General features: G+C 66.0%; 19 protein-coding genes. 10 read left to right on the forward strand and 9 right to left on the reverse strand.

Annotated elements, in window-relative coordinates; translation table 11 throughout:
* Positions 1–83: 83 nt before the first annotated feature.
* Positions 84–920, forward strand: a complete 837-nt coding sequence (locus tag CKW06_RS19840; RefSeq protein WP_024957014.1) for a thiol:disulfide interchange protein DsbA/DsbL — start codon at positions 84–86, stop codon at positions 918–920.
* Between the two features lie 53 nt (positions 921–973).
* Positions 974–1,711, forward strand: coding sequence for an endonuclease/exonuclease/phosphatase family protein (locus CKW06_RS19845; RefSeq protein ID WP_005411026.1), 738 nt, complete (start codon positions 974–976; stop codon positions 1,709–1,711).
* Positions 1,712–1,769: 58 nt separating this feature from the next.
* Here the strand turns inward: CKW06_RS19845 and CKW06_RS19850 are convergent, their stop codons facing one another.
* Positions 1,770–2,645 (reverse strand): EamA family transporter, encoded by an 876-nt coding sequence (locus tag CKW06_RS19850; RefSeq protein WP_024957015.1) that lies wholly within the window; start codon positions 2,643–2,645, stop codon positions 1,770–1,772.
* Between the two features lie 72 nt (positions 2,646–2,717).
* Here CKW06_RS19850 and CKW06_RS19855 point away from each other — a divergent pair, with 72 nt between their 5' ends.
* The 4 genes from CKW06_RS19855 to CKW06_RS19870 all read left to right on the forward strand — a co-directional run bounded on the left by CKW06_RS19855 (position 2,718) and on the right by CKW06_RS19870 (position 6,726).
* Entirely contained in the window at positions 2,718–3,200 is a 483-nt protein-coding gene (locus CKW06_RS19855; RefSeq protein WP_005411028.1) for an Lrp/AsnC family transcriptional regulator, read from the forward strand.
* A 9-nt stretch (positions 3,201–3,209) separates the two neighbouring features.
* Entirely contained in the window at positions 3,210–3,761 is a 552-nt protein-coding gene (locus CKW06_RS19860; RefSeq protein ID WP_024957016.1) for a M23 family metallopeptidase, read from the forward strand.
* Positions 3,762–3,932: 171 nt separating this feature from the next.
* On the forward strand, positions 3,933–6,092 hold the full coding sequence (gene fhuE, locus CKW06_RS19865) for a ferric-rhodotorulic acid/ferric-coprogen receptor FhuE (RefSeq protein WP_024957017.1): 2,160 nt from the start codon (positions 3,933–3,935) through the stop codon (positions 6,090–6,092).
* Between the two features lie 199 nt (positions 6,093–6,291).
* Positions 6,292–6,726 (forward strand): hypothetical protein, encoded by a 435-nt coding sequence (locus CKW06_RS19870; protein ID WP_231910812.1) that lies wholly within the window; start codon positions 6,292–6,294, stop codon positions 6,724–6,726.
* Between the two features lie 44 nt (positions 6,727–6,770).
* Here the strand turns inward: CKW06_RS19870 and CKW06_RS19875 are convergent, their stop codons facing one another.
* The gene (locus CKW06_RS19875) at positions 6,771–9,632 is read right to left on the reverse strand and encodes a TonB-dependent receptor plug domain-containing protein (protein ID WP_024957019.1); all 2,862 of its coding nucleotides are present in this window, start codon (positions 9,630–9,632) and stop codon (positions 6,771–6,773) included.
* A 629-nt stretch (positions 9,633–10,261) separates the two neighbouring features.
* Between CKW06_RS19875 and CKW06_RS23645 the strand changes: the two genes are divergently transcribed.
* Positions 10,262–11,149, forward strand: coding sequence for a hypothetical protein (locus CKW06_RS23645; protein WP_143565628.1), 888 nt, complete (start codon positions 10,262–10,264; stop codon positions 11,147–11,149).
* Positions 11,150–11,205: 56 nt separating this feature from the next.
* Here the strand turns inward: CKW06_RS23645 and CKW06_RS19880 are convergent, their stop codons facing one another.
* The gene (locus CKW06_RS19880) at positions 11,206–11,613 is read right to left on the reverse strand and encodes an ExbD/TolR family protein (RefSeq protein ID WP_024957020.1); all 408 of its coding nucleotides are present in this window, start codon (positions 11,611–11,613) and stop codon (positions 11,206–11,208) included.
* 150 nt (positions 11,614–11,763) lie between these two features.
* Here CKW06_RS19880 and CKW06_RS19885 point away from each other — a divergent pair, with 150 nt between their 5' ends.
* Together CKW06_RS19885 and CKW06_RS19890 are read left to right on the forward strand one after the other, a co-directional pair.
* Complete coding sequence (locus tag CKW06_RS19885; RefSeq protein ID WP_024957021.1) at positions 11,764–13,749, forward strand: transglycosylase SLT domain-containing protein; 1,986 nt, start codon at positions 11,764–11,766, stop codon at positions 13,747–13,749.
* Between the two features lie 204 nt (positions 13,750–13,953).
* The gene (locus CKW06_RS19890) at positions 13,954–15,174 is read left to right on the forward strand and encodes a multifunctional CCA addition/repair protein (protein ID WP_024957022.1); all 1,221 of its coding nucleotides are present in this window, start codon (positions 13,954–13,956) and stop codon (positions 15,172–15,174) included.
* A gap of 85 nt (positions 15,175–15,259) precedes the next feature.
* On the opposite strand, the gene CKW06_RS19895 is transcribed toward CKW06_RS19890, so the two are convergent.
* From CKW06_RS19895 to CKW06_RS19915, 5 genes are all read right to left on the reverse strand, one after another.
* The gene (locus CKW06_RS19895; RefSeq protein ID WP_024957023.1) at positions 15,260–15,667 is read right to left on the reverse strand and encodes a hypothetical protein; all 408 of its coding nucleotides are present in this window, start codon (positions 15,665–15,667) and stop codon (positions 15,260–15,262) included.
* Positions 15,664–16,617, reverse strand: a complete 954-nt coding sequence (locus CKW06_RS24030; RefSeq protein ID WP_024957024.1) for an RHS repeat-associated core domain-containing protein — start codon at positions 16,615–16,617, stop codon at positions 15,664–15,666. The genes CKW06_RS19895 and CKW06_RS24030 overlap by 4 nt, the downstream gene beginning before the upstream one ends.
* 137 nt (positions 16,618–16,754) lie before the next feature.
* Positions 16,755–17,189 carry an SseB family protein gene (locus tag CKW06_RS19905; RefSeq protein ID WP_005411035.1) on the reverse strand — a complete coding sequence of 145 codons (435 nt, stop codon included), beginning with the start codon at positions 17,187–17,189 and terminating at the stop codon, positions 16,755–16,757.
* Positions 17,190–17,238: 49 nt separating this feature from the next.
* Positions 17,239–17,574: a hypothetical protein gene (locus CKW06_RS19910; RefSeq protein ID WP_024957025.1), complete on the reverse strand. Its 336-nt coding sequence runs from the start codon at positions 17,572–17,574 to the stop codon at positions 17,239–17,241.
* A 3-nt stretch (positions 17,575–17,577) separates the two neighbouring features.
* A complete protein-coding gene (locus CKW06_RS19915) occupies positions 17,578–18,615 on the reverse strand; it encodes a S41 family peptidase (RefSeq protein ID WP_024957026.1) in 1,038 nt (345 codons plus the stop codon).
* Positions 18,616–19,027: 412 nt separating this feature from the next.
* Here CKW06_RS19915 and CKW06_RS19920 point away from each other — a divergent pair, with 412 nt between their 5' ends.
* Entirely contained in the window at positions 19,028–19,462 is a 435-nt protein-coding gene (locus CKW06_RS19920; RefSeq protein ID WP_024957027.1) for a hypothetical protein, read from the forward strand.
* 260 nt (positions 19,463–19,722) lie between these two features.
* Here the strand turns inward: CKW06_RS19920 and CKW06_RS19925 are convergent, their stop codons facing one another.
* Positions 19,723–22,752, reverse strand: a complete 3,030-nt coding sequence (locus tag CKW06_RS19925; RefSeq protein ID WP_024957028.1) for an autotransporter family protein — start codon at positions 22,750–22,752, stop codon at positions 19,723–19,725.
* Positions 22,753–22,879 lie beyond the last annotated feature (127 nt).

Consider the following 22,879-nt stretch of genomic DNA (forward strand, 5'->3'; position numbering starts at 1 on the left):
CGCTGTCGCCGCCGCATGTCATCATTTCCCTCTGGCCGGCGCCTGGCGCCGGCCCCACCATTCCAGATGCTGGAGACGTTTCCATGAAGATCCGTTACGCCCTCGCCCTCGCAGCGCTGCTGCCGATCCTGGCTGCCTGCAAGGCTGATGATGGCAGCACCAACACCACCGCGGCCCCGGCCGAACCGGCTGCAGCCCCGGCAGCCACCACCGAACCGACTGCTGCGCCGGCGGCGGGCAGCGAAGGCGCCGCGCCGGCTGCCGCTGAAGGCGAGAAGGCCCCGGCCGAAGCGGCTCCGGCCACCGCACCGGCCCCGACCACCGCCGCACTGACCGGCCCGGCCCCGGTGGAAGGTGCCGACTACCAGGTGATCCCGAACGGCCAGCCGTTCCAGCCGGCCACCGGCAAGATCGAAGTGACCGAGATCTTCGGCTACGTCTGCCCGGCCTGCGCCGCATTCCAGCCGCTGGTCGGCCCGTGGAAGGCCGGCCTGCCGGGCGACGTGAACTTCGTCTACGTGCCGGCCATGTTCGGCGGCACCTGGGATGACTACGCCCGTGCCTTCTACGCCGCGCAGACCCTGGGCGTGCAGGAGAAGACCCACGAAGCGCTGTACGCCGCCATCCACTCGCAGAAGACCCTGAAGGGCGAGCGCGGCCGTGATTCGGTGGAAGACATCGCCAAGTTCTACGGTGCCTACGGCGTGGATCCGAAGCAGTTCGCCGCCACCATGGGCAGCTTCGCAGTGAATGCCAAGACCAACTCGGCCAAGCAGTTCGCGCAGCGCAGCCAGATCAGCGGCACCCCGTCGATCATCGTCAACGGCAAGTACCTGGTGAAGGGCAAGAGCTTCCCGGACATGCTGCGGATCGCCGACCACCTGATCGCCCGCGAACGCGGTGCGGCCCAGGCTCACTGATCCAAGAGAAGCGTTTCCCGGCCGTGAATTCCCCCCGTACACGGACCCTGCGCTTGCTGACGGCCAACATCCAGGCCGGCTCAAGTACCCGCCGCTACAGCGACTATGTGACCCGCAGCTGGTCACATGCGCTGCCGGCGGGTCGCAAGCGCAGCAGTCTTGACGCGATCGCCACCCTGGCGCGCGACCATGACATCGTCGGCCTGCAGGAGGCCGACCCGGGCAGCCTGCGCTCGGGCTTCACCAACCAGACCCACTATTTGGCCCAGCGCGCCGGATTCAATTACTGGAGCCACCAGCCGAACCGGCGCATGGGTGGGGTCGCCTCCAGCGCCAACGGCCTGTTGAGCAAACTGGAACCGGTTGAAGTGCAGGATCACGCCCTGCCCGGCCGCATCGGCGGGCGCGGCGTGCTGCTGGCCAAGTTCGGCGATGGCGCCGATGGCCTGGCGGTGGCGGTGGCCCATCTGTCGCTGGGCGCGGGATCGCGGATGTCGCAGCTGGGCTTCATCGCCGAGCTGTTGTCCGACCACCCCAACGCGGTGCTGATGGGCGACTTCAACTGCCTGGCCGAGCGCCCGGAAATGCAGGTGCTGTACCAGAAGACCCGGCTGCAGCCCCCGGGCTGCATCGTGCCGACCTTCCCCAGCTGGCGCCCGGACCGCGCCATCGACCACATCCTGGTCAGCAGCGGCCTGCAGACCCGCACCGTGGAAGCCGTACCGGCCGCGTTCTCCGATCACCTCGCCCTGGCGATGCAGATCGACGTCCCGGCCGACGCCCTGCGCTGACCATTCCTGGTGGGTGCCAACCTTGATTGGCACGCTCTCCGCCGGGCATCGCCCGGCGCTACCCGGTCTGCGCCACCGGCACCTTCAACCGCCGCGCGGTCATCGTGCTACCCACCGAGGCCAGCACCGTGCAGCCGATCGCCAGCCACTGCAGCCCGTGCAGGTGCTCGTGCAGCAACAGCATCGCCCACAGCGCGGCCACCGCCGGCTCCATGCTGATCAGGATGCCAAAGGTCTCCTTCGGCAGGCGCTTGAGCGCCATCATTTCCAGCGACATCGGGATCGCGCTGGACACCAGTGCCACCAGCAGGCCCGCCGCCAGGATCTTCGGGTCGAGCAGCGCGGCACCGGCATGCACCACGCCCACCGGTACCACCACCAGAGACGCCGCCAGCAGCCCCAGCGAGACCGAGTGCCCGGCATGCAGATGACCGGCACGCTTGCCGAACACGATGTACAGGCCCCAGCAGGCCGCAGCGCCCATCGCGTACAGCATACCGGCCGGGTCCAGCGCGGGGCCACCGCCGATCGGCAGCAGCAACAGCAGCCCCACCGCCGCGCAGCCCACCCAGAGGAAATCGATCGGGCGTCGTGATGACAGCATCGCCACCGTCAGCGGCCCGGTGAACTCGATGGCCACCGCGATGCCGAAGGGAATCGTGCGCAGGGCCATGTAGAACAGCAGGTTCATCAGCCCCAGGGTGAGCCCGTAGCGCAGGATGGTGATTGCATCCACGCGGCTGGTCTTCCAGCGCCATGGCCGCCAGAACAGCAGCAGCAACAGCGCTGAAAAGCCCACGCGCAGCGCGCTGGTGCCCTGCGCACCGATCAGCGGGAACAGGTGTTTTGCGTAGGAAGTGCCGATGGCCAGCGAGGTGACCGAGCCGAGCACCGCCAGCGCCGGCAACATCGGCGCAAGTCGTGAGGTCTGCATGCGCAAAGTCTATTGCGTCGGCGCCGAGCACTTGGCTCAATTGACAGCCTGTTCGTGCAACTTCTGCTCGCCATGGCCATCGCTCCCGTGCTCGACAGTTTCGACCGCGCCATCCTCGACCTCCTGCAGCGGGACAACACCCTGCCGCAGCGCGAAATCGCCGAGTCCGTGCACCTGTCCACCCCGGCCGTGCAACGGCGCATCAAGCGCCTGCAGGACAGTGGCGTGATCGCGGCCAACGTGGCGGTGGTCGCCGCAGCCAAGATCGGTCGGCCGCTGACCATCATCGTCGAGGTGCGCGTGGTCAGCGAGCAGCGCGACCGCGTGGCGCCGTTCAGGCGCCGCGTGCAGGACGACCCTGCGGTGCAGCAGTGCTACTCCATCACCGGCGATGGCGATTTCCTGCTGCTGCTTTCGGCGGCGTCGATGGAAGAGTACGAGGCCATCACCGAGCGGTTGTTCGGCGGCGATGACAACATCGAGCGCTTCCGCACCTCGGTGGCGCTGGGCACGTTGAAGCGGAGTTTCGAGGTCCCGCTGACACCGGTTCTGTAGCGTCGAGCCATGAATACACCGTCCTCCCACGCCCACCGCCTGCGCCGCTGGTTGCTGCGTGGCCTGTGGCTGGCCATTGCGCTCGTCGCGGCGATGACGCTGTGGAACAGCCCATGGGCGGTCGCACCGAAGATGCTGTGGGCGCTCTCGCGGATGCCGCCGGCCACGCAACTACCGGTGCCGGTGGACGGCGTGCGGCCACGCCAGATCGCCGATACCTTCGGCGCGCCACGTGGCCGTGACCGCTCCCACGCCGGCATCGACATCTTCGCCAAACGCGGCACCCCAGTGCGCAGCGCCACGGCCGGTGTCGTCGCGGATGTCAGCGAACGCGGGCTCGGCGGGCGTCAGGTCTGGGTGATTGGGCCCGGACACGAACGCTACTACTACGCGCATCTGGAGGCCTGGGCCGACGGCCTGGCACGCGGCCAGGTGGTGCAGCCCGGCGATCTGCTCGGCCATGTCGGCGACAGCGGCAACGCCAAGGGCACGCCGCCGCACCTGCACTGGGGCGTCTACGGCACCGACGGCGCGCGAAACCCGCTGCCACTGCTGCGCTGACTGCCACTGCACGCCCGCAGATCGATCTGTTCATGATTTGTAAATAGGAATAGTTCGTATTACCATTTCTTTCGTTTCCGGTGGTGCCAGGACGGCCTGCCCGTCCGTTTCCCACCCGTAGCGCCTCGCCTCTGGATGCCGGCCGAGCGCGCGTGCTCGTCCAGGACCCCCATGACCCGTTCCGTCTTCCGTACGCCGCAGCCACAACGGCTGTCCGTTGCCGTGCTCGCCGTTCTCTGCACCGTGGCCCCGGCCGCCTTCGCCGAAACCGCCGCCGATCCGACCAACCTCGACAAGGTGGTGGTGAAGGGTGAACGCGCCGAAGGCTATTCGGTGCGCCGCACCTCGGCCGGTACCCGCTTCGACCTGGCCCCGCGCGAGATCCCGCAGTCGATCAGCATCATCAGCCACCAGCGCATCGAAGATCAGAACCTCGACGACATCATCGACGTGCTGGCCAACACCACCGGCGTGACCAGCACCCAGTCCGACAGCGAACGCACCGAGTTCTACGCGCGCGGTTTCTACATTGATGCCTACCAGTTCGATGGCCTGCCGACGCAGATGGTGCAGAACTGGAGCTACTGTGATTCCGGCCTGGACCTGGCGCTGTACGACCGCGTGGAGGTGGTGCGTGGTGCCACCGGCCTGCTCAGTGGTGCCGGCAATCCGTCCGCGTCGGTGAACCTGATCCGCAAGCATGCCGACAGCGCCGAACTGACCGGCAGCGCCTCGGTGAACGTCGGCAGCTGGGGCCGCACCCGCACCACCGTGGACGTGGGCAGTGCGCTGAACGCCAGCGGCACCGTGCGCGGCCGCGTGATCGGCAGCTACCTGGACACCGACGGCCAGATGGATCGCTACAACCAGCGCAAGACGCTGGGCTATGCGGTCATCGACGCCGACCTGACCCCGGACACCCAGCTGAGCGTGGGCTACGACTACCAGCAGAAGCGCGCCAACGGCGCGACCTGGGGCGGCTTCCCGATGCTGTACTCCGATGGCTCGCGCACCGGCTATGACGAATCGTTCAACGCCAGCCCGGACTGGACCTACTGGGACACCACCAGCAAGCGCGCGTTCGCCACCCTGCAGCACGCCTTCAGCAATGGCTGGAAGTTCAAGGTCGGTGCCACGCACGATGAGACCAAGGCCGACGACAAGCTGTTCTACCCGGCATACAACGACTGGACCACGGGCGCATCGAACTTCGACAGAACCAACGGCACGGGCATCTCGCCTTCCGCGGGTTTCTACAACACCGAGCGCAAGGTCACCGGTGTTGATGGCTACGTTGACGGTCCGTTCCAGCTGTTCGGCCGCGAGCACCAGTTCATGGCCGGACTGAGCTACAACAAGCGCGACTATGCCAACTACGGCGACTACCAGGTCGGTGGCGCCGGCAAGACCTGGGACCCGTTCACCAGCTACCTGCACTGGACCGGCAACATCAGCGAGCCGAACTGGAACCCGCTGGCACTGGCCAGCCAGGGCACCATCACCCAGAAGGCCGGTTACGCCGCCGCACGCCTGTCACTGGCCGATCCGTTGAAGCTGATCATCGGCGCCCGCTACACCGACTGGAAGAGCGAAGGCGAGAACGACGACCGCGAACACAAGGTGACCACCCCGTACGCCGGCCTGGTGTATGACATCAACGACACCTACTCCGCGTACGCCAGCTACACCGAGATCTTCCAGCCGCAGACCGCCCGCGACCGCAACGACCGTTATCTCGACCCGGTCGACGGCAAGAGCTACGAGGTGGGCGTCAAGGGGGCTTGGTTCGACAACCGCCTGAATGCCTCGCTGGCGGTGTTCCGCATCGAGCAGGACAACGTCGCCCAGGTCACCAGCGAGCCGATCATCGGCCGCCCGGGTGAGTTCGCCTCGATCGCCGCACGCGGCACCGTCAGCCGTGGCTTCGAGTTCGAGGTGAACGGTGAACTGGCACCGGGCTGGAATGCCACCTTCGGCGCCTCGCGCTACGTGGCCAAGGACATCAACGACGCCGACATCAACACCAACCTGCCGCAGACCGCCCTGAAGCTTTTCACCAGCTACACCCCGCAGTCGCTGCAGGAACTGACCGTCGGTAGCGGTGCCAACTGGCAGAACCGCATCTACTACCCGGTACCTGCCTACGGCCGCATCGAGCAGAGTGGCTATGCACTGGTGAGCGCCTTCGTGCGCTACCGCATCTCGCCGGAGTTCAGCGTGCAGGCCAACCTCAACAACCTGCTGGACAAGAAGTACCTGTCGCAGATCAACGGCTACGGTGCGTATGGCGATGGCCGCAACGGCTCGCTGACGTTCACCTGGTCGTTCTGATGTAACCGGCTTCTGTGGAGTCGAGCCATGCCCGACTCTGCCACAGAGGGCAGTCGAGCACGGCGACTCTACAACGGGGGCGCTCAGCGCCCTCGTTGCGGCGGCGCCCCGGCAGGTGTAGCGTCGCGGACACGGTGGCCTGCAGCTTCGACCCGTGCCATCCGGACACCTTGCGCCTCCCCTTCAAGGACGACCGGCCATGCGCACCCGCACGAAACTCGGTCTCTCGCTCATGACCCTGTTCTCGTCGCTACCGCTGATGATCGGCACCGGCAACGGCTACTTCATCCTGCTTCTGCTGATCGGCCTGCCCGCCGCCATCCTGTCCTGGTTCGATCTGGGCCGTGAACTGCGTGCCATCCCCAGCCCCACCCGTACCGAGCGAGCGCTCGGCCTGGCAATGGGCGTTCCGCAGGTGCTGTTCGGGCTGTTGTGTGCGGTCATCGGCCTGCTGTTGGTTGTCTGGATCCTTTACAACCTGCTGATCGAGCACCAATCGCAGTTCCGCATCCCGTCACTGCCCGCCTTCGCGGCTGGGCCGATGATGATCGTGGTCGGGCTGGGTTGGGCGCGCACAGCCTTCCGCCGCGCGGCCCTTGAGCAGGACGCCCCGGAACAGGACATTCCGGATTGATCCCTGATGACCGGTGCCGGGACATGCCCGGCACCGGTCCCTCATCAGAACCGCAGATCCGCGCGCAGGTACCAGTAGCGGCCACGCGGGATGTCATAGGTCGAGGCGTCGTAACCGTTCAACGAGCACGACAGGCAGATCGGCGGATCCTTGTCGAACACGTTGTTCAGGCCGGCGGTCAGCTGCAACCCCTTCATCCAGTCGATCTTGTAGCCCACCTGCATGTCGTGGAAGGTGGTGGCCGACAGCGTGTTGGTGCCCGCTGCCTGGTTGCTGCACACCGGGAAGGCCGCGGCATCGCCACAGTTCTCGGTCAGCTCGGAAATGTGCCGCACCGTCCAGTTGGCGCTCCAGCGGTCCATCGTCCAGCCGATGCTGGCATTGCTGGTCCACTCCGGAATCGAGCTGTCGGCCACTTCCACGCCCGGCTTCTGCGGCTGCTTCTGCCCGGCCGCGCCGGTGGCCTCGTAACGGCCGACGAAGGTGTTCTTCCACGCCAGCTTGAACTGGCCGATGGAGGTCTGCGGCAGGGTCCAGAACAGATCCACGTCCCAGCCGTCGGTCTTGATCGAACCCAGGTTGGTCAGGCGGTTGTTGAAGCTGCTGACCGCACCGGTGCTGGCACGGGTGATGCCATCGCAGTAGATCGGGTCCAGCGTATCCACGCACAGGTCCAGCTGGGTCTGCGCGTTGATCGCCTGGATCGCACCATCGATGGCATGGCGGTAGAAGGTCACCTCCACATCGAAGCGCTCCGACCACGACGCATTGTTGCCGAACCACGGGCTCCACACGAAGCCGGCGCTGAAGCTGCGCGAGCGTTCCGGCTCCAGCTCGCGGTTGCCGCCGGTGGTCACCGAGATCTGCGAGTTGGCCTGCTGGAAGCCGGCCGGCACGCCCAGCGCGGCACAGTTGGCGGCGCTGCCACGCGGCGGAGTGCCGCCCAGACCCACCGAGCACGGGTCGAACAGCTGCAGGTCGGCACGCGCCGCCGAGCCGTACAGTTCACCGATCGACGGTGCGCGGAAGCCCTCGGCGTAGGTGGTGCGCAGCACGAAGTCATCGGTCACCTGCCAGCGCAGGCCGTACTTGGGCGTGAACTCGCCACCGAAGGTGGAGTAGTCCGAATAGCGGCCGGCCAGGCTCAGGTCCAGTTTCTTGCCGAACGAGGAATCGGCGAAGATCGGCACGCTCAACTCCAGGTAGGCCTCGTTGACGTCGTAGGAACCGGAGGTCGGCTGCGACGGCACGCCGTTGTAGTGGCCGATCACCGTCAGCGGATCGGGCTGGTAGGAGCCCTTGTACTTGCGGTACTCGAAGCCGGTGGCGAACGATACCGGACCGGCCGGCAGCGAGAACAGCTCGCTGGACAGGTTGGCGGTGAACAGGCTCAGTTCGTTCTGGCTGCGGTCGCGCACCACCGGCTGGACCCACTTCAGCATGTCCGGGGTGATCGAACCGACGCCGCCGAAGATGTTCAGCGGCACGCAGCCCGGCGTGGCCGCACAGACGGACGGATCGCCCAGCGCCATGTTCACCTTGTAGATGTCATAGCTGCCGTAGTTGGTCTGTTCAGCCTTGTTCTTGCTGTACATGCCGTTGACGTCCCAGTACCAGCTGCGGTCGGCGGCATGGAAGTCACCGACCAGGCCGGTGGCGAAGTAGGTGGTGTCCACTTTCTGTTTGAACACGCGCGCACCGCCTTCCACCGGGCGACGACCGATCAGGCTCATGTTGTCGCCGGAAACGAGATCGAAGCCGAACGGGTTGTACGGGTTCAGGCGCGAGACCACGATGTTGTCGGCCAGCGGATTGCCGGTGGCGCCATCGGGGCCGAAGAACAGCGGCTCCGGGCCGGCCTGGTTGGTCGACTCACGACGGTTGCCCAGTGCCTTGACGTACCACTGCACGTTGTCGGTGATGTCGAAGCGGAACTGACCGAACAGGCCTTTGCGCTCCGACGGCGTCAGCACCATGTTGTATTCGGCGAAGTTGAAGCGGTCGGCGGTGGTGAAGCAGTGGTAGTCATCCGTGCGGCTGCAGCCGGCGCTGCCGTCGTAGCGCGGATTGCTCACGCCGGTATTGGGCACGATGTTCTGCACCGCACCGGTGTTCGGGTCGGTGAACATGAAACGGCCCTGCGGAATGCCACCGCTGCCGAACGCCAGGCCGGTGCCGGGAATCGGGAAGCGCGACTGCTCGCGGTCCTTGGCAAATACCGGATCCTGCTTGGTCCAGCTGGCGCCCAGGAACAGGCTGAAGCGGTCGCCACTCTTGCCCCAGGCCAGGTCCACGCCCTTCTGCGTGCCGTCGCCCTTGCTGTACTCGCCGTAGTTCAGCGTCACCTGCCCACCATCGAAGTCACGGCGGGTGATGATGTTGACCACGCCGGCAATGGCATCGGAGCCGTACAGCGACGACGCGCCATCTTCCAGCACCTCGATGCGCTCGACGATGGCCAGCGGAATGGTATTGAGATCGGTGGCCGAGCCGACGCCGGAGGCGGACGACTCATTGACCCAGCGGATGCCATCGACCAGCACCAGCACGCGCTTGGCCCCCAGGTGGCGCAGATCGACCTGCGCCGAGCCGGCACCCACGCCACTGCCATCGGGCGGGAAACCGAAGTTGCCGGACGAGTTGAACTTGGCGTTGAGCGCCGAACCGGAACCGGTGAGCTGCTGCAGCACTTCGCCGATCGAGGTCAGGCCGGTGCGTTCGATGTCACCGCGCGTCAATGTCTGGATCGGCACCTGGCCTTCGACTTCAGCGCGCTTGATGCGGGTACCGGTCACTTCCACCGCATCGAGGTTGGTGGTGGATTGCGCAGCGGCACCCAACGGTGCCAGGGCCGTCACGCACAGCGCAACGGCAACCGCCAACGGGCGGTGATGCAGGTGAATCATTCGCTCTCTCTCCAAAGGAATGTCGGGACATGGACTGCCGCGCTCCCCCCTGCGTGGCGGCAGCGTCTCCTTTGTAAACAAACAGTAAAAGCCACGGCGTGATGATCGACACTCTTTCACGCGGAATTGACGCAATTGCAGGCCGATTACGTCAGATAGCTGCAGGTTATGACCGGACGATACTGTTCGCTGTGAACGTCGTTAATGCCGGGTGCGACAGCCGTTTCCCGGCTTTCCCGCAATTGGGCAAGTGCTCTTGCCGATCCGTCCAACGACAATGCGCCTTCGCCATCGGCAGCATGATGATCGCCGTTGCCGTCGGTTGACGGTCTCGATCAGATCGCCTTCTAGCTGGAACTCATACCAAGATGGTGAGTAACCCGTAGGGAGGAGCTCTTGCAATGATGGACTGCAGATCGCCGGGATCACCGTGCGAACGTGAGGCACTCAATGTCTGCTCTTTCGGATCCTGCCATCTCGATGACAGAGCTAAATGCATCGACTAGCTTGAACCTACGGAGCAAATTCAGACAACATTTAGGAACAGTTTGAAAACTGCCCGTCAAACGGATTTTCGGGGCCGACCAAGGTGAGACTGAGAACCCCAGTCATTCTCATGAGGCTCAATTGTGAAAACAATCACCGTCATGATCCATGTCGCGATTGTCACGGCATTGCTTCTGTCCCCGGCAAGCGAATCGAGAGCGGGGGGCCTGATTGAATGCAACAACTGTGCATCTCCCAAGGATGCAGCCCTGATGTCAGGCTCCGGGTTGGCGGTTGTAATGGACTTCGAAAAAGCCCGACTGAGCGCCTTCGAAGTTGAATATGATCGCGAGATCAGAAAGTGGCGCGCACTTTCGACACCGGTTCCCGCACAGATTCAAATGGCCTTCCTACGAATTCTGGATGCGACGTCAGCCTTTCGAGCGTCACCTGAAGACGCCCACGCGATGGCAGGAGGCGGATCAGTAGTCGTGCTGCATCCAGACAACCCCGGAAACACCAATGGAGTGAGGTTTCCCGAGTCTTACAAGTCCTCCAATACCTTCGACATCGTCGCCTCAGCCACACTGAGAACCAGACTTGGCCAGTATCTAGCCACAGAACTGGCAGGAGCCAATACGGGAAGCCCAACCTGGAACAGCATTGCGCTCTCGATTCAACAAGCGGCCCTGAACTGGGCAGGTCTCAAAGGTGGCGGATCCATAGCAATAATGATCACATGGCGTGACGGGTCAAAGACGCTTTATCGAGTAACACCCGACAACGTGGCCGAAGCCAAGTATCAGAAGGGCGAAAGTCGCGACAGCACAGGCAACAAGGTTCCTGACGAATCCATCGCCGACCCGATCTCCGCCCCTTCGTACGCCGGACAATACTATTTCGGCCAGCATCGTGACCTGGACAACTGGGTCAGATCCGCACAGATGTATGGAGTCCCCGTCCAGCGCGGAAGCAGCAGCCGCATCTCGTGCAGTTGGGATGGTCGCACAGTCTACTGCCAGCAATACTGACACCCACATCCGCCGCTCATGTCGCAATCTCCCCACGAGCGGCGGTTTAGATAGCCCTACCGCACGAACGCAATGCGCTCCATACCGGTGGCCTCGGCAGCGGCCAGAATCCGCGCCATGCCTTCGTACTCGGCCGCCGGATCGGTGGCGATGCGCAGCTCCGGCAGGTTGCCGGCATGTTCGCCCACCTGTGCCTGCAGGCGCACCTGCAGATCGCCAATGGCCATCGGCTGGCCATTCCAGCTGAGCTGGTTGCCAGCGTCCAGGCTCAGCTCGATCGGCGGTGGCGGTTCGGGGCGATCGATCGTGCGATCGGTGGCCTGTGGCAGCTGCACGGCAATCGGCCGGGCCACGATCGGCGCGGTCACGATGAAGATGATCAACAGCACCAGCATCACATCCACCAGTGGCGTGACATTGATGTCCGCCAGCGGGCCGCTTCTTCCTGCGCTACTGAACGCCATGTGCCGCTCCGTGCAGCCGGGCCGTTCGCCCAAGGCCGACAGTACGTCGCCTTCCGTCACCTGCGGCAGTGCCTGTACGGGTTCGTTCAGCTGTCGTTGCCGACGCCCGGCGTGCACGCAATGCGAAACTGAATTCAGCCAGTCCCCGCTATGCTGGACGCCATGACCCGACGCTCTTCGACCGCCCTGTCCCTGCTGCCCTTGGCCACCACGCTGCTGATCGGCTGCGCCAATGCCCAGTCCCTCGACGCCCAGAACGCGCAGCTGAAGGCCGCGATCGCTGCCGCCGAACGCGGCCAGTTCGATCCCGGCCAGGCCGCCGCACTCAGCCGCCATCCGGCTTACGGCTGGCTGGAGTACGCCAACCTGCGCCGCAACATCGACACCGTCGATACCGCGCAGGCGCAGGCCTTCCTCAAGCGCTATGACGGCCAGGCCGTGGCTGCCACCTTCCGCAGCGTGTGGCTGCCCTCGGTCGCGCGCCGCCAGGACTGGCCCACGCTGCTCGCCAACTGGGCGCCCACCGACAACGTCGGGCTGCGCTGTGCGCAGCTGACCGCGCGCCAGATGACGGGCAAGGTCGATCCGCAGTGGATCAGCGAGGCACAGGACCTGTGGCGCAAGAACGGCAAGTCGCTGCCGGACGGCTGCGACGCGGTATTCGCAGTGCTGCAGGCACAAGGCGGCCTGAGCGACGCCCTGCGCTGGGAGCGTATCGATGCCGCCGCCGACGCACAGCAGCCGGCCGTGATGCGCAGCGCCGCACGCGGCCTGCCCGCCGCGGACCTGGCGCAGGCCAACAGCTACGCCGCCTTCGTCGACAAGCCCAATGCCAGCGCGTTGAACTGGCCGCGCAACGAGCGCAGCCGGCGCATCGCCACCGACGGCCTGGCCAAGCTGGCCAAGGCCGACCCGGCCGCCACCGAACAGCAGTTGCCGCAGTACGCCCAGGCGCTCGGCCTGAGTGCCGAGCAACAGGGCCAGGTGCTGTACCAGATCGCGCTGTGGACGGTGGCTTCCTACCTGCCCGATTCGGCACGCCGCCTCAACGCAGTGCCTGAATCGGCGTATGACGAACGCCTGCATGAATGGCGCGTGCGCGAGGCGATGTCGCGCGGTGACTGGCCGGCGGCACTGACCGCGATCCGCAAGATGGCCAGCAAGCAGCGCAGCGACCCGCGCTGGCGCTACTTCGAAGGCCGCATGCTGGAGAAGACCGGCCAGGCCCAGCAGGCGCAGCCGTTGTTCCGCGATGCGGCGCGCGCACCGACCTTCCACGGTTTCCTGGCTGCCGACAAGCTGCAGCAGGGCTATACCCTGTGCCCCTGGAAGCCGAACGACAGCGCGCAGGCACAGGCGGTGATCGCGCGCGACCCGGCCATGCAGCGCGCGATGGCGCTGTACCAGATCGACCGTGCCGGCTGGGCCGTGGCCGAATGGAACAGCGCGCTGTCGCGCTTCGATGACACCCAGCGCCGCCTGGCGGTACGCGTGGCGCAGGACAACGGCTGGTTCGACCGCGCCGTGTTCGCGCTCGGCAAGCAGCCGCAGGAACAGCGCCTGTACGACCTGCGCTTCCCGTTGCACCACGACGCTACCATCCGCCGCGAATCAGCACGCAACGCGATCGATCCGGCCTGGGTAGCGGCGGAAATCCGCGCCGAGAGCACCTTCACTCCGCGTGCGCGCTCGCCTGCCAACGCCATGGGCCTGATGCAGGTGCTGCCGGCCACCGGTGCCGGCGTGGCCAAGTCGATCGGCCTGACCGGCTACGGCGGCGCCGACAGCCTGTACGACCCGGACACCAACATCGCCATCGGTACCGCCTACCTGCGCCAGCTGATGAACAAGTACGACGGCCTGCCGTACGTGACCATCGCCGCCTACAACGCCGGCCCGACCCCGACCGCACGCTGGCAGGGCCAGCGCCCGGGCTTTGACCCGGACCTGTGGATCGAGACCATCAGCTACAAGGAAACCCGCGAGTACGTCGCCCGCGTGCTGGCCTTCAGCGTGATCTACGACTGGCGCCTCAATGGTGATGCGCTGCCACTGAGCGACCGCCTGATGGGCCGCCTGGTGGACAAGCGCAAGAACTTCAGCTGCGCCGCCAACGCTGAGCAGGGCGGCGATTGATCGCAACACGGTACTGCCGGCCGCTGGCCGGCATTCCCCGGTATCCACGCCCTGGAGTGAAACGATGAGCCTGCTGGCCTGGATCAGGCTGGCCGCTGTATCGGGAGTGCCGGCCGCTGGCCGGCAGCTTCGGTGTGACTGCCGTTGCCGGCCAGCGGCCGGCACTACCGGTGCATCTGCGCCGGGCATGCGATGATTCCAGCCATGAAGATCTATCTTGTCGGCGGCGCCGTACGCGACCGCCTGCTGCAGCGTCCCGCCGGCGACCACGACTGGGTGGTGGTTGGCGCCACGCCCGCGCAGATGGAAGCGCAGGGCTACACCGCGGTCGGCCGCGATTTCCCGGTATTCCTGCATCCAAAGACCGGTGAGGAGTACGCACTGGCGCGTACCGAACGCAAATCCGGCCGCGGCTATCGCGGCTTTGTGGTCGATGCCGACCCGGGAGTGACGCTGGAAGAAGACCTGCAGCGCCGCGACTTCACCATCAATGCGATTGCCTGCGACGAAGACAGCGGGGCGCTGGTCGATCCTTACGGCGGCGTGCGTGATATCGAGCAGCGCGTGCTGCGCCATGTCGGCCCTGCGTTCGTGGAAGATCCGTTGCGCGTGCTGCGCGCGGCACGCTTCATGGCGCGCTTCGCCCCGCTGGGCTTCACCGTCGCCGAAGAGACCATGGCGCTGATGCGCGAGATCGCCGCCAGTGGCGAACTGGATGCACTGGTGCCGGAGCGAGTGTGGCAGGAACTGCGCAAGGCGCTGGTCAGTGAGCAGCCCTCCGCCTTCCTGCGCACGCTGCACGATGCACATGCACTGGGCCCTATCCTGCCCGAGCTGGAAGCGCTGTATGGCGTGCCGCAGCGTGCCGAATTCCATCCGGAAGTGGATACCGGCATCCACCAGGAAATGGTCAGCGACATGGCGGCGAAGCTGGCCCCCGGCGATGACCTGGTCGGCTTTGCCGCGCTTACCCACGATCTCGGCAAGGGCCTGACCCCGCCGGGGGAGTGGCCGCGCCACATCATGCACGAACAGCGCGGCATCAAACCCCTGAAGGCACTGTGCGCGCGGTTGAAGATTCCCGCCGAGCACCAGCAGCTGGCCGAAGCGGTCTGCCGGGAGCACTTGAACGTGCACCGCATCGACGAACTCCGCGATGCCACCGTGTTGGAACTGCTGGGCCGCTGTGATGCGCTGCGCCGGCCGGAGCGCGTGGCCCGCATCGCACTGTGCTGCGAGGCCGACAAACGCGGCCGGCTCGGCTTCGAGGACGCCGACTACCCGCAGGGCGAAACGCTCAAGCGCCTGCACCAGGCGGCACTGTCAGTACAGGCGCGGGACCTGGATACCACCCATCTGAAGGGCCCGGCCATCGGTGAAGCGTTGGCCAAGGCACGGGTGAAGGCGATTGCCGCCGCCCGCTGATTCTCAACGGCCGTACCGGGCGCGCGTGGAGCGTCATGGGTAGTGCCGGCCGCTGGCCGGCAACCCCAGGTTGCCGCCACAGGAGTCAGTTCTCACCCAACTCCTGGACTTCAATTGCCACGACATTGCATCCACCCAGCAGCACGGTCCCTCGGGATCGCAGGTCCCCGATCAGTTTCCCCCTGATGGTCGCGTAGGCACCAGAGCGTCGTTCAACCTGGTCAATCATGCGCTTGGGGATCAAAAGCGACACACAGCTTGCTTCACTGTTGTACCGGCGGTACTCCGCTTTGCTGTCCCAGATGCCACGATCCTCGAACTGTGCCACCAGGTAGCCGCGAAGTTCCACCTGGGACCCATCCAGCTCCGCGCTTCCCTTGATGGCCTTGCTTGGCAGCAGCGCCGCCGGGTTGGAGGAAGGTGCCTGCCCGGAAGTTGCACACCCGGCCACGGTTGCGAACAACAGGAAGACGCCAGGCAGGAACCACTTCATCGCCCACTTCCTGGCAGGTAGAACAGCTCCTGCTGCTTGGTGATGTTCTGCTGGATGAGCCGCTGCTCGGTCGGCGTCATGCGGCCCTGAATCATCCGGAATTGCACCTTGCCGTCGACCAGCTCACGCACACCAACCCGCGAACCCGTGCTGTCCACCGTGATGTTGGGAACCCCCGGGCTCACGAGGGGACCGGAATCTCCTGGCGTCAGCCGATCCACCAGGCCACTCTGCTCCAGATGGCCGTGCATCACAGCCACGGTATCGGCGGTCGGCGTCAGTTCCGCATAGAACCCGGACGCATCCGAGGACGTCGCCATTGATGGATCCACCCGGATCGACTCGGTACCGTTGCTGCTTGCCTCGATGGTGACAGCCTTCTCCCGGTTGCCACTACCGACTCTCACCGAATCGGTGTTGGCCAGAGCGGTCTTCTCCGTCTGCGCCGAAAGCTGGATGTCCAGGCCACTTGATCGGCTCTGGTCGAAACGCCTGGCATCGATGCACGTGGACCGGCCGGCCCCTTCCGGGCATCGTCCATCCGGATCCGTGAACCGGTAGGGATTTCCGTTGGCGTAGTGGTAGCGGTTGAACTGCCCAACCGGCTGTCCATATGCCGTCACCGGGTCCACCGACAGGAATACTCCCAGCTGTGGGTCCATGTACCGCTGCTGCATGTAGCTCAACCCAGTAGCCGCGTCGCTTACATGCCCTGTATAGCCAGGACCATCGGCCACCCCTTCACCGATCGCGGCTCCGTAGGGTTCGTAGTCATAGCGTGTGATGACGGCGCCCGCCCCGTTGGTTTCAGCGACAACCGACCCGAGGGCGTCGGTATGGACGTAGGTGACGACCTGTGCGCCGGCAATGGCGCTGTACATCAGTGAAGTCGATGCGAACAACGCCAGCCGCAGCTTCGAAGCCACCATTCCGTTCTCCAGCAGGTCCATCCTGAACTGCCTCCCCCATGAGCGGGGGATGCCCCCTGGGTCCGCGCGTGCCCACTTTCCCTGCCGCTCGCCTGCCCTGCCCGTTTCGTGCAGAGCATTGCAGCCACATGCGCCCCTTGCCGAACGTGGTTCCTGGCTCAGTGCGCCATGCCGCGGGTGATCGCCGCCGCACGCTGCTTCAGCTGGGCCACGGCATCGGGAATCATCTCCATGCCCACGTCCAGGCCGGGGTTCAGCACCAGGCCGACGCCGTCGCCGATCCCGGCCAGCAGCGCGTGCACCGCGATCGGCATGGCATGCGCGAACTGCGGCAGCTGCTCGTGCCACAGGCCCGCGCGCTCGGGCGCGGTGAACACCGCGAACATCGGCTCGCCGCTCTCGCTGGTCAGCACCAGCGGCGAGATGCTCTCGTCCCAGGCACCGTCTTCGCCGATGGCCTTGTCCAGCAGCACGAACGCCGTCGAGGTCAGCAGGCCATCGAGGAACTGCGATGCGGTCAGCGTGCCGTCCTGGGCCTGCAGCAGGCGCACCTCGAGGTCGTTGAGGGGTTCGAACGGGGTGTCGTGGTCCATGGTCGGTTCCGGTACGTGGTTGCAGGGCAGACTTTAACAGGCCCGCTCCTCAACCGAGGAATCCGTGCCGCCACAGCCAGCCCAGCGCGGCCAGCCCGGCCACGCCGACCAGCATCAACGGCAGGCCGAAGCGGTGCCGCCACGGGATCGGCACCCCGCCCAGCTGCTGGTCCATGGTCTCGGTATCCAGCACCCAGCCGTGCTCGCACCGGGTGCAGGCCAGCTCGTAGCGGCGCTGGTAGGTGAGGCCAAACAGCAGGTCGATGCGCGCCATTTTGTAGCGCAGTTGCGGGGCGAACTCGGTTTCCGTCTGGCAGCGCAGGCAATGGTGGGCTTCGGTCGGGCCGACCACCACCACCCGCTCCTGCTGGCCGATCAGGATCATGGATCAGCGGCCCTGGCAGGCGGGTTGGGCCAGCAGCCAGGCTTGGGCGGCGGCCAAAGTGGCGGCATCACCCTCGATACGCTGGTCGGGCTCGATCTTCAAGCCATCACCACGATCATTGCGGTCGCGCATCACGGTGGTGGTCAGCAGCAGGCGACTGCCATCGGCAAGCGTGTGCACGACATTGCCAGTGGAGACACCCGCAGTGGGCTGACCGAAACTCCGCGTCTGCGGACGACCACGCCACGCCAGCACCGAGGCCTCGCCCGAACTGCCGGTGCGCGGCCCGAACAGCACCGCCACCGGCGCGCCGGGCTGCCGCAGCACATAGCCGGACTGGCCGAAGTCCAGCACCGACTTGCCTGCACGCTGCACGGCGGTCGCGGTCAACGTCCAGCGCTCCGGCCCCTGTGCAGTTTCGAACGACCCCACATCTTCGTTGTTCACTACCGAGGTGCGCAGCAGCGGTGCCATGCCCAGCAGCATCGGCCACATGTTGCCACCGCTGTTGTCACGCAGGTCGACGATCCAGCCACAGCGCGCGCCGTCGTCCTTGCTGCGGATGACCTGCTGCCACCGCGCGGCACGCTGGATGTCCTGGCGGAACTTTTCCTGCGGCGTCGCGCCCGGCGTGGAGGCATAACCCTCGATGACCACCCAGCCGATGCGCATATCCACCGCATCGGCCGCCTTGGCCCGGTCCACGGCGGCGGCGCCGGCCTGCTGCGCGCGCGCAAGGGATTCGCTCTGGCGCTGGGTCGTCGTCCATCCGCCATGATTGCCCGTGCTGACCGCAATGGCTTCGCGCAGAACGGCCAGCCGTTGCGCCGGGTCGCCCTGCGCCGATTGCAGGCGTACGCGGGTGGCGGCCCAGTCCACCCGATCCCGATACAGCGCCTGGCGTTCAAGCAGATTGAGGATCTCGGCCTGGGCCACCGGCGAGGGCACCTCGACCGCGCCTGGCGTATCGGCCATGGCGCCGGTCGCCAGCAACACGAGCATCAGCGCGCCGATGCGACGCACTCCCTTGCGAACCTGCATGTGACGTTTCCTTGTCGTTGAGGCAGGCGCACAGCATAGCCCGCAGGTGATGGCTTTCGCCATGCGCGAACTGTCGTATCTGGCCCCGCCGCGGGTTGCAGCAAGACAGCGTGCACGCGATCAGTAAATTGCAACTTTGCCCATGTCATTGCCACGTAGAACGCGAGAAGGTTGCCTCCGTCGGCGCCTCCTGCGCTGGCCGGGATTGGCGTCCTGAATCAAACATCGAAACGATCGAGTTGCCGCCTCAGCGGCAATCGCGACAATGCACCGGCTTGCCCATGGCGGGCGGTGCGTGGGGATCCTCGTGATCCGTCGGCTTTTTTTTCGTTTCGATTTTGACCGGCACGCCAACCCGCACCGCCCGCCACCTTGCACGCCGCAGGTGGCCTTGCCTCGTGAGGTTGCCGCCATGAACACGCCCCACCCCACCTATCCACGCCTGCAGGCATTGCTCGGCGCTGCACTGCCCGGCCTGCAGCTGCCCACTACCGCCGCCGAAGCGTTGGAAGATGCACTCGCCGAAGCCAACGAACAGGCGCCGCTCTCCGCATTCTTCGCGCGGTTGCGCGGCATCGCTCACAGCCACGCAGCCGACGGCCAGGCGTGGCGCGAGCGGCAACTCAGCGAGGGGCGCGGTCGGGAACTGGCCGAGGCGACGCGTTGCCTGGCGGCGTTGTCTGCGTGCGGCGGGGTACTGCTGGCTGCACAGTCTGCGCGCGAGACGGACGATGCGCAGGCGCAGTGTCCGCCGCAGGTGGAGGAAGGCCTGCTGCACGCAATGGTGGTGTTGGCCGATCATGCCGGCGCGCTGGTGGAACCGGATGCGTGCGCACCGCTGCTGTAGAGCCGAGCCGTTGCTGGGCTGCGCGGAGGTCATGGCATCGGTGGGATTCGTGCCGACCAAGGTCGGCACCTACCAGAGCAGGTCATGGCAGCGAGAAGCATCGTGTCGACCAAGGTCGACACCCACCAGAGCGGATCATGGCGTCGATTGGCCCTGTGCCGGCCAAGGTCGGCGCCTACCAGCAGGTCATGGCAGCGAGAAGCATCGTGTCGGCCAAGGTCGGCGCCTACCAGAGCGGGTCATGACATCTGCACCGCGCGCTACCAGTCCGCGCGCAGGCCGATGTTGCCTTCGATGATGCGGCGCTTCTCGTTGCGATCGCCACCCAGTTCGCGGGTGTAGTCGGCCACCGCGTACGCACTGATGGTGCGGTTGAAGCGCCCGACCACACCGACGCCGGCCTCCAGTGCACGCGAGCGCTGCGAATTGATGATCGTGTCGTTGTCGAAGCCGACGCGGTCTTCGCCGGAACGGCCATGCCAGTAGTTGAGCTTGAAGTACGGCTGCCAGCCGTTGTCGGCCAGCTGATAGTCGCCGGCAAGGCGCAGGCCGATGCGGCCGGTCCAGGCGTTGTCGTTGTCGAAGCGTACGCTCGACACCTCATCGCGGCGGTCGTCCAGCGAGGTGCGTTGCCAGATCACCTGCACCTGCGGTTCCAGCCACCACGCCGACTGCCCGAAGTGCAGCAGCGGTTTGCCCGCCTCCACCGACACGCTGGTGCCATCACCCTTGATCCCGAAGCCGAGCCCGCGCGAGGAACGTACGCGGCCGTCGTAGCGGCTCTGCATCGCCACGGCGTCGATGTAGCCGCCACTGCTGTCGGTGAAGGTCCAGTACAGGCCCACGTGCTTGTCGTCCAGGCGGTTCTGGCCTACCTGCACGTTCTCCCAGCCCAGTGCCAGGCCGGTGGTCTTGCCCTGCGCGCGGGTGCGGCCGACGAACACGCCGATCTGGTTGCGGTGGTTGTCAGAGGCAGCAGCCCACACATCCAGACCGGCCTGCAGGCCCATCACATCGCCATCGAAGCCGGGCTGCGAATCGCCCTTCCAGTGGATCTCGCTGCTCTGCCCCACCAGACGGCCCCAGGCGGTGCGGAACGCACCCTGGCTGTACAGCAGGCGCTGCTCGCCCTGCCGCTCGTGGAAGGTACCCAGGCTGGCCAGCGAGGTCTCGCGCAGCAGCGGCGGCACCACGGCATAGGCAGCAGTCTCCACGCGGTACAGCGGCACCACCGCGCCTTCGGCGGGGCGTGCGCCCGGCGTCGGCGGCGCACCGGTTCCGGGCAGCGCACCGCCGGCCACCGGCACGTCCGGTACCGCTGGATCACTGGGCGGCGCCACAGGCGCCGGTTCCGGTGGCGGCGGCGGTGGTGCGGTCTCGCCGGCTGTCAGGTCTGGATCGGGGGCGCCTTCGGGCGGCGGCGGCGGTGCCGGGGTGATCGGTGGCGGTGGTGCGACGGGTGGCGTCGGCGGCGGCGGCACGCCATTGATACCGCTTCCGTTTGGCGCCGGTGCCGGGCCGGCCACCAGGGTCGAGCGCAGGTACCAGTTCTCGCTGGTACCGGCACTGACACCACCCTTGAACAGGAAGTACTCGTAGGCGCCGGCCGCGACCGGTGCGAACAGCGAAAACGCGCCCGGCGCGGTGCGGCCACCATTCAAGGCCTGCACCACCAGGATGCCATCGGCCAACGTGGCAGCGCCGCTGCCGCCGGCATTGAGCACGCCGATGCCGGTCGTGCCGGTGACGGCACCACCATCGATCACCAGGCGGTCGCTGGTTGAATTATCCGCCCCCAGAACGGTGCGCAGGTACAGACCACCACCGTCACCGCGGTAGTTGCCACGCACGGTGAACACGTCGCCGGCGCCAGTACCGGTCAGGTCGATGCGCCCGGCATTGACCATCTCCACCAGTCCACCACTGTTGAACGGACGGACGGCATGGCTACCACTGCCCGCGTAGACGGTGCTGGTGTCATCCACCGTGAGCGTGCCGGTGCCGGTTCCGCTGTCGCCCAGCACCAGATCGCCATCAAAGGTCAGCTCGGTGCTGTTGGCCAGGCTGATCGCCTCCCAGTTCTGGAAGCGGCCCACGCCCGTGGTCTTGACGTTGTTGAAGTTGAGCTGGTCGATGCCACTGCCGCCGTCCAACAGCGGCACCGCACCGAGGTTGCCCTGGTTGAGGCTGCTGAGGTTGGCCACATCGTTGTCCGGCCCCATGTCGATCGCGCCGTAGACGATGCCACCGCCACTCCAGTTGAAGGTGTCGCTGCCGGTACTGAGCAGCACCTGCCCGCGCACGGTGCCGTCGGTGATGGTCACGCTGTCGTTGCCGCCACTGACACTGATGTTGCCGCCGATGTAGGCCGTGCCCGAGATGATGATGGTATCGGTGTCGAAGCCGGTGACCACGTTGCCGTCCACCGTACCGCCAGACTGGTCCCACAGGTTCTTGTCCAGCTTCATGTTGACGCGGCCGATGCGGCCAGCGGTCATCCAGGCCTGGTCGCCATCCTCGAACGCGCCGATGATGCGGCCACCGCTCATGCGGAAGGTATCGATGTTGTCGCCCTGCTGCAGCGCGCCGATGGTGCCGCCACTCATGATGAAATCATCGCGGCCACTGCCCTGCGCCACCACGCCGGTGACGGCGCCGCCGGTGCCGGTCATCTGGTCATCGCCGCCGCCCTGGTCGACGCTGTCGATCGTGCCATCGCTGAGCAGCAGCACATCATTGCCATCGCCCTGCAGGACGCCGCCGGTGATGCTGCCGCTCTGCATCTCGAGGCGATCATTGCCCGCATCGAACTGTACGCCGGTGCGCCCGCTGATCGCTCCTCGATTGACCAGCACGCTGTCGCCCGCACCGACGAACTGCAGGGCGGTGTTGTTGCCGGTGCTGATGCTGCCGGTGTTGTCGACGCGGCTGCCACCCCCAAGCTGCACGGTTACACCGCCGACCGAACTGATCGCGCCCTGGTTTGACAGCAGGTGACCACCGGCGCCGACCAGCGCGATGGCCGATCCACCACCACTCTGCTGCAGCTGTGCACCGGCGGCGACATTGACGGTGATGCCGGCCGCACCATTTGCGGCAACGGGAGTGGTCTGCGGATTCGGCGCGTTTGTATCACAGGTGACCGTCTGGCCGGCGGTCGGTGCCGGGCTGTTGCAGCCGGCCCAGGCAACGCTGGCGGTCGTCAGAAGCAGGGAGGGAACGGCGAGGGCCTGCAACACGGAAACAGCAAGGCGGCGCGGACGGAACGCACGCGGAACGGCACGGTACATGGGGCACTCCTGGGCGGGAAATCAGGAACTGCGTATGTGCGGCACGGCGCTTGCAGTCTGCCGTGTGGTGAACCATTTCGATAGGTGAACTTGCGTGCGGGAAATCACAGTTCAGATGTGAAATCGC

This window comes from Stenotrophomonas maltophilia, from assembly GCF_900186865.1.
GTDB classification, from domain to species: domain Bacteria; phylum Pseudomonadota; class Gammaproteobacteria; order Xanthomonadales; family Xanthomonadaceae; genus Stenotrophomonas; species Stenotrophomonas maltophilia.

What these genes read in the sequence shown, in the direction of transcription:
- CKW06_RS19840 (WP_024957014.1), top strand. Translation starts at nt 84, where the DNA reads ATGAAGATCCGTTACGCCCTCGCCCTCGCAGCGCTGCTGCCGATCCTG.
- CKW06_RS19850 (WP_024957015.1), bottom strand. Translation starts at nt 2,645, where the DNA reads ATGCAGACCTCACGACTTGCGCCGATGTTGCCGGCGCTGGCGGTGCTC.
- CKW06_RS19855 (WP_005411028.1), top strand. Translation starts at nt 2,718, where the DNA reads ATGGCCATCGCTCCCGTGCTCGACAGTTTCGACCGCGCCATCCTCGAC.
- CKW06_RS19860 (WP_024957016.1), top strand. Translation starts at nt 3,210, where the DNA reads ATGAATACACCGTCCTCCCACGCCCACCGCCTGCGCCGCTGGTTGCTG.
- fhuE (WP_024957017.1), top strand. Translation starts at nt 3,933, where the DNA reads ATGACCCGTTCCGTCTTCCGTACGCCGCAGCCACAACGGCTGTCCGTT.
- CKW06_RS19870 (WP_231910812.1), top strand. Translation starts at nt 6,292, where the DNA reads ATGCGCACCCGCACGAAACTCGGTCTCTCGCTCATGACCCTGTTCTCG.
- CKW06_RS19875 (WP_024957019.1), bottom strand. Translation starts at nt 9,632, where the DNA reads ATGATTCACCTGCATCACCGCCCGTTGGCGGTTGCCGTTGCGCTGTGC.
- CKW06_RS19880 (WP_024957020.1), bottom strand. Translation starts at nt 11,613, where the DNA reads ATGGCGTTCAGTAGCGCAGGAAGAAGCGGCCCGCTGGCGGACATCAAT.
- CKW06_RS19885 (WP_024957021.1), top strand. Translation starts at nt 11,764, where the DNA reads ATGCTGGACGCCATGACCCGACGCTCTTCGACCGCCCTGTCCCTGCTG.
- CKW06_RS19890 (WP_024957022.1), top strand. Translation starts at nt 13,954, where the DNA reads ATGAAGATCTATCTTGTCGGCGGCGCCGTACGCGACCGCCTGCTGCAG.
- CKW06_RS19895 (WP_024957023.1), bottom strand. Translation starts at nt 15,667, where the DNA reads ATGAAGTGGTTCCTGCCTGGCGTCTTCCTGTTGTTCGCAACCGTGGCC.
- CKW06_RS24030 (WP_024957024.1), bottom strand. Translation starts at nt 16,617, where the DNA reads ATGGACCTGCTGGAGAACGGAATGGTGGCTTCGAAGCTGCGGCTGGCG.
- CKW06_RS19905 (WP_005411035.1), bottom strand. Translation starts at nt 17,189, where the DNA reads ATGGACCACGACACCCCGTTCGAACCCCTCAACGACCTCGAGGTGCGC.
- CKW06_RS19910 (WP_024957025.1), bottom strand. Translation starts at nt 17,574, where the DNA reads ATGATCCTGATCGGCCAGCAGGAGCGGGTGGTGGTGGTCGGCCCGACC.
- CKW06_RS19915 (WP_024957026.1), bottom strand. Translation starts at nt 18,615, where the DNA reads ATGCAGGTTCGCAAGGGAGTGCGTCGCATCGGCGCGCTGATGCTCGTG.
- CKW06_RS19920 (WP_024957027.1), top strand. Translation starts at nt 19,028, where the DNA reads ATGAACACGCCCCACCCCACCTATCCACGCCTGCAGGCATTGCTCGGC.
- CKW06_RS19925 (WP_024957028.1), bottom strand. Translation starts at nt 22,752, where the DNA reads ATGTACCGTGCCGTTCCGCGTGCGTTCCGTCCGCGCCGCCTTGCTGTT.